At 72.6% G+C, this 5034-nt stretch carries 5 protein-coding genes; 1 reads left to right on the plus strand and 4 read right to left on the minus strand.

All coding sequences use genetic code 11. The features are described 5' to 3' along the window. A partial coding sequence (locus tag SACHA_RS19825) for a zf-HC2 domain-containing protein (RefSeq protein ID WP_019806742.1) occupies positions 1–731 on the minus strand: 731 nt, incomplete at its 3' end. Positions 732–792: 61 nt separating this feature from the next. Here SACHA_RS19825 and SACHA_RS0101835 point away from each other — a divergent pair. Next, positions 793–1365 (plus strand): sigma-70 family RNA polymerase sigma factor, encoded by a 573-nt coding sequence (locus SACHA_RS0101835; RefSeq protein ID WP_019806743.1) that lies wholly within the window; start codon positions 793–795, stop codon positions 1363–1365. Positions 1366–1397: 32 nt separating this feature from the next. Here the strand turns inward: SACHA_RS0101835 and SACHA_RS0101840 are convergent, their stop codons facing one another. The 3 genes from SACHA_RS0101840 to SACHA_RS0101850 all read right to left on the minus strand — a co-directional run. Further along, complete coding sequence (locus SACHA_RS0101840; RefSeq protein ID WP_019806744.1) at positions 1398–2804, minus strand: L-serine ammonia-lyase; 1407 nt, start codon at positions 2802–2804, stop codon at positions 1398–1400. Next, the gene (locus SACHA_RS0101845; protein ID WP_019806748.1) at positions 2801–3412 is read right to left on the minus strand and encodes a sarcosine oxidase subunit gamma; all 612 of its coding nucleotides are present in this window, start codon (positions 3410–3412) and stop codon (positions 2801–2803) included. Before SACHA_RS0101845 ends, SACHA_RS0101840 begins: the two co-directional genes overlap by 4 nt. Then, positions 3402–5034, minus strand: a 1633-nt coding sequence (locus SACHA_RS0101850; RefSeq protein WP_332253515.1) for a glycine cleavage T C-terminal barrel domain-containing protein, incomplete at its 5' end; no start/stop codon positions are given. The genes SACHA_RS0101845 and SACHA_RS0101850, both read right to left, overlap by 11 nt.

The raw sequence follows: 5034 nt of genomic DNA on the forward strand, positions 1-5034 counted from the left end.
CGGCGCCTGGCGAACGGCAGTCGTCGCGGGCGGTCGCCCTGTGCGGAGGTGATCGGCCGGACGTGCTCCCACCGCTGTGCCGCGGTGTCCGCGCCGACACCGGGGTCCGGTGCCGTGGTGCCGGAGGTGGGCGCCGGACCCCGCGTCCGACTCTGCCGGTGCACCACGAACAACAGGCAGAGTCCTGCCAGCAGGATGCCGTGGGAGAGGACACGGCCCACGCCGACGGTGCCGCCGTGGAGGTCCACGGCGGACACCACGCCGAGGACGGCGGCGAACGGGGCCAACGCGGGCAGCAGCCCGCCGGCCGAGTGCGGACGTATCGCGGTCCAGAACAGGCCGATCCCGACGGCCAGGTTCCACGCGGCGCTCTCGTTTCCGAGGTGGGCGGCACCGGCACCGGAGTGCATTCCGTGTGCCACGTCGAGCCCCAGGAGTTGCGCGAGACCGAGGCAGGTCTGCGCCAGTGAGACGACACCGAGTGCCACGCGCACGGCGCGGTGGCGACCGCGTCGGCGAGGCCGGACGGTGGCGAGCACGCGATCGCTCAGATCGGGCACGGGTGGTGCCTCGGTCAGTCGCATCGCCCGATGCAGCCTGCCACTCTCCGCCCACCACGAGCGGCAGGCCACACAGGAACGCAGGTGCCGGTCCACCTCGTGCGGGTCGTGACCTTCCGCCTCGTTGTCGAGGCGTGCCGAGAGGGCGTCGCGGATGTGTACGCAGTCCACGGGACAATGGTCGGATATCAGGACTGCCGGGTTCCATGCCCCTCGGCTAGGGTAACCGGGTGTGAGTGCGCACGGACACCGCGACGACGCCGCGATCACGCGGCTGGCGCTGGCCGCCGCACGCGGTGACGATGCCGCGTTCGCGGCCTGGGTACGTGCCACCCAGGCGGACGTGTGGCGGTTCCTCGTTCACCTCGACGGCAGCGGCAGGGCCGACGACCTGACGCAGGAGACCTACCTGCGTGCGGTCCGGGCGCTGCCGCGTTTCGCCGGACGGTCCTCGTCCCGTACGTGGCTGCTCGCCATCGCGCGTCGCGTGGTCGTCGACAGTATCCGCCGTGCGCAGGCCCGGCCTCGCCTGTCCGATCAGGAGTGGGACACGGTGGCCGAGCACGACCCGCGGGGCGGGGCCAGCCGCTCCGCCGGGTTCGAGGCCGACGTGGACACCCGGCTCCTGCTCGCCCAGCTCGATCCCGAGCGCAGGGAAGCGTTCGTGCTGACCCAGGTCCTCGGCTACAGCTATGCGGAGGTCGCCGAGATCTGTGCCTGCCCGGTCGGCACGATCCGCTCCCGGGTGGCCCGGGCACGCGACGCGCTGCTGACGATCGTCCGGGAGCAGGATCATGCCGGCTGACCGGCGCAGGACAGCCCTGTGTGCTCGCCGCGTCAGCACTCGACGACGTTGACCGCGAGTCCGCCACGTGCGGTCTCCTTGTACTTGACCTTCATGTCCCGGCCGGTGTCCCGCATGGTCTTGATGGCCTTGTCCAGCGGCACGTGGTGGGTGCCGTCCCGGCGCAACGCCATCCGCGTCGCCGTGATCGCCTTGACCGCGGCGACCGCGTTGCGTTCGATGCAGGGGATCTGCACGAGTCCGCCCACGGGGTCGCAGGTCAGGCCGAGGTTGTGTTCCAACGCGATCTCCGCGGCGTTCTCGACCTGGCGTGGGGTCCCGCCGAGCACCTCGGTCAGGCCCGCCGCGGCCATCGAGCACGCCGAGCCGACCTCGCCCTGACAGCCGACCTCGGCGCCGGAGATCGAGGCGTTCTCCTTGAACAGCACCCCGATCGCCCCGGCGGTGAGCAGGAACCGGACGACCCCGTCGTCGTCGGCGCCCGGCACGAACCGGGTGTAGTAGTGCAGCACGGCGGGGATGATCCCGGCCGCCCCGTTGGTCGGGGCGGTGACCACCCGGCCGCCCGCGGCGTTCTCCTCGTTGACGGCGAGCGCGAACAGGGTCACCCACTCCAGGGGGTCGTCCTGGGCACCGAGAGCCGCCAGCAGGTCGGGCGCCCGGCGGGCGACCTTGAGCCCTCCGGGCAGCTCGCCGGTGTTGCGGCAGCCGTTGTGCACGCACTCCCGCATGACCTCCCAGACGTGCAACAACCTCCGGCGCACGGCGTCCTCGTCGCGCCAGGACAGTTCGTTGGCCAGCATGAGCCCGCTGATCGGCAGGCCGGTCCCGGCGGCGCGCTCCAGCAGTCCCGCCCCCGTACTGAACGGGTGTGCGACGGGGGTGGTGTCCGCCGTGATCCGGGGCCCGGCCGAGGGGTCCCCGGCCGCCGGGTCGGCCGTGGTGTCGGCCGTGGTGTCGGACGTGGTGTCGTCGTCGAGGACGAAACCGCCGCCCACCGAGTAGTACACCGCCGACAGCACCTCGGCGCCCGCGGTGTCCGTGGCGGTGAACCGCATGCCGTTCGGGTGCAGCGGCAGGTTCTTCCGGCGGTGCAGCACGACATCCCGGTCCACCGGGAACGGGATGTCGTGCGTGCCGTCGAGCCGGAGGCGGTGCGTCGCCCGGATCTCCTCGACGCGCGCGGCGACGGCCATCGGGTCCACGGTCTCGGGGTCGTGACCTTCGAGACCGAGCAGCACCGCCTTCGGACTGCCGTGGCCGTGCCCGGTCGCGCCCAGCGAGCCGAACAGCTCGGCCCGCACCCGTGCCACCTCCGCCAGAGCGTCCCGCTCGCGGAGTCGCGCGACGAAGGTGCCCGCGGCGCGCATCGGGCCGACGGTGTGTGAACTCGACGGCCCGATGCCCACCGACAGCAGGTCGAAGACGCTGATCGTCACGACGCGCCTCCGTACTCGGCCGCCGCGTCGGTCAGCCAGTCGGCGAGGTAGCGCGCGAACGACGAGCGCACCAGCACCCGGAACACGGGGGTGTCGACGTCCCGGCACACGAGCACGACCTGGGCCCGGGCGAGCATGGTCGACGCGCACCGGTCCCGGCCGAACGCACGCGGGTGCAGGTCGACCGCGCAGCCTTTGGCCAGCAGGTCACGGGTGTCCGGCCCGGAGATCTCCAGCACGGTGCGCTTTCCCGAGACGTCGGTGACCGAACCGAACTCGTCGCCGATCGCCGTGCGCAGCACGTCCTGGAGCCGCTCGGACTCGCCCTCGGGCGCGAGCACGAGCCACTCGTCCGGACCGAGCCAGAGCACGGCCAGCTCGCCCGCGACCGCCACCTCGCCGGGCTGGTGCGGGGGCAGGACGCCCAGGGCCGTCCCGACGCGCTCCGCGGCGGGACTCTTCGGGTCGAGGCGGAGGTCGAGCTGGGTGGTGAAGCCGACCTCCCGCATCCGGACCCGGTCGGCCGCCGTCGCCGTGGCCAGCTGTGTGGCCCGGGCCGCCAACGGGCTCTCCGCGGTGCGCCGCGGTGCGCTGATGTCAACCGTCACGACGTGCTCCTTCCTTGTCGTAGAAGACCGGTTCGGTGACCGTCACCGCGGCGAGCCGGTCGCCGACGGGGCTGTAGACGGTCTGGCCGAGGCGCTCGCGTCCGCTCTTGACCAGGGCCAGCGCGAAGCCGCGGCCGAGCGGGGCGCTGCGGTAGCTGGAGGTGACGTGCCCGAGCATCGGCACCGGGGGTTCGGGCAGCTCGGCGTCGGCCACCAGCTGCGCGCCCTCCGGCAGGACCAGGTCGGTGTCGACGGGCAGCAGCCCGACGAGCTGTTTGCGGTCGGTGCGGGCGGTGTCCGGGCGGGTGAACGAGCGTTTGCCGAGGAAGTCGTCCTTCTTCTTGGACACCGCCCAGCTCATGCCGAGGTCGTGCGGCGTGACCGTGCCGTCGGTGTCCTGCCCGACGATGGGGAAGCCCTTCTCCGCGCGCAGCACGTGCATGGTCTCGGTGCCGTAGGGCGTGATGTCCTCGCCCGCCCCCGCGTCGATCAGCGCCTCCCACACCGCACGCCCGTGCCACCAGGGGACGTTGATCTCGAAGGCGAGTTCGCCGGAGAAGCTGATCCGGCACACCCGCGCCGCGTGGCCCGCGACCGTGCCGGTGCGCCAGGACATGAACGGGAAGCTCTCGTTGTCCGGGTCGATGTCCTCGGTCACCCGCCCCAGCACGTCCCGGGACCTCGGCCCGGCCAGCGCGATCGTGGCCCAGTGCTCGGTGACCGAGGTCAGGTGCACACGCAGGTGCGGCCACTCGGTCTGCAGCCAGTCCTCCAGCCAGTCCAGCACCCCGGCGGCGCCGCCGGACGTGGTGGTGATCAGGTAGCGGTGTTCGTCGGTGCGCATGACCGTGCCGTCGTCGAAGACCATGCCGTCGGCGGTGCACATCACCCCGTACCGGATGCGGCCGACCTTCAGGGTGCTCATCTTGTTCGTGTAGACGAGGTCGAGGAACTCCGCCGAGTCCGGGCCCTGCACGTCGATCTTGCCGAGGGTGGAGACGTCCTGGATGCCCACGCCCGTCCGCACGGCGTGGCACTCCCGCAGCACGGCGGTGTCCATGTCCTCCCCGGCACGCGGGTAGTACCACGGGCGCTTCCACTGACCCACGTTCTCGAACGGCGCGTCCTGCGCGACGTGCCAGTCGTGGATGGCGGTCACCCGGACCGGGTCGTAGAGCTCGCCGCGATCCCGTCCGGCCAGCGCGGCGAAGGTCACCGGCGTGTACGGGGCGCGGAACGTGGTCGTGCCCACCTCGGCGATGTCCGCGCCCAGCAGGTCGGCGATGATGCCGGACGCGAGCAGCCCCGACGTCCGGCCCTGGTCGTGCGCGGTGCCGATGGTGGTGTAGCGCTTGACGTGCTCCACCGAGTCCAGGCCCGCACCGACGGCCTTGCGGACGTCGGCGACGGTCGCGTCCCGGGCGAGATCCACGAACTGGGTGGCGCCGTCGTCGTCCGGGGTGTGCGGCGGGAGCCACCGGACACCGGTGGCCAGCATCGGTGTTCTCTCCGCGGACGGGATCCCGGCCGGTTCGGCGCCGAATCCGGCGTCCCGGGCCGCCGCCGCACCGGCTTCGGCGCCCGTGCGCAGACAGTCCGACGTGGGCACCGCGCCGGCGGCG

Source organism: Saccharomonospora halophila 8 (genome assembly GCF_000383775.1).
Lineage (GTDB): Bacteria > Actinomycetota > Actinomycetes > Mycobacteriales > Pseudonocardiaceae > Saccharomonospora > Saccharomonospora halophila.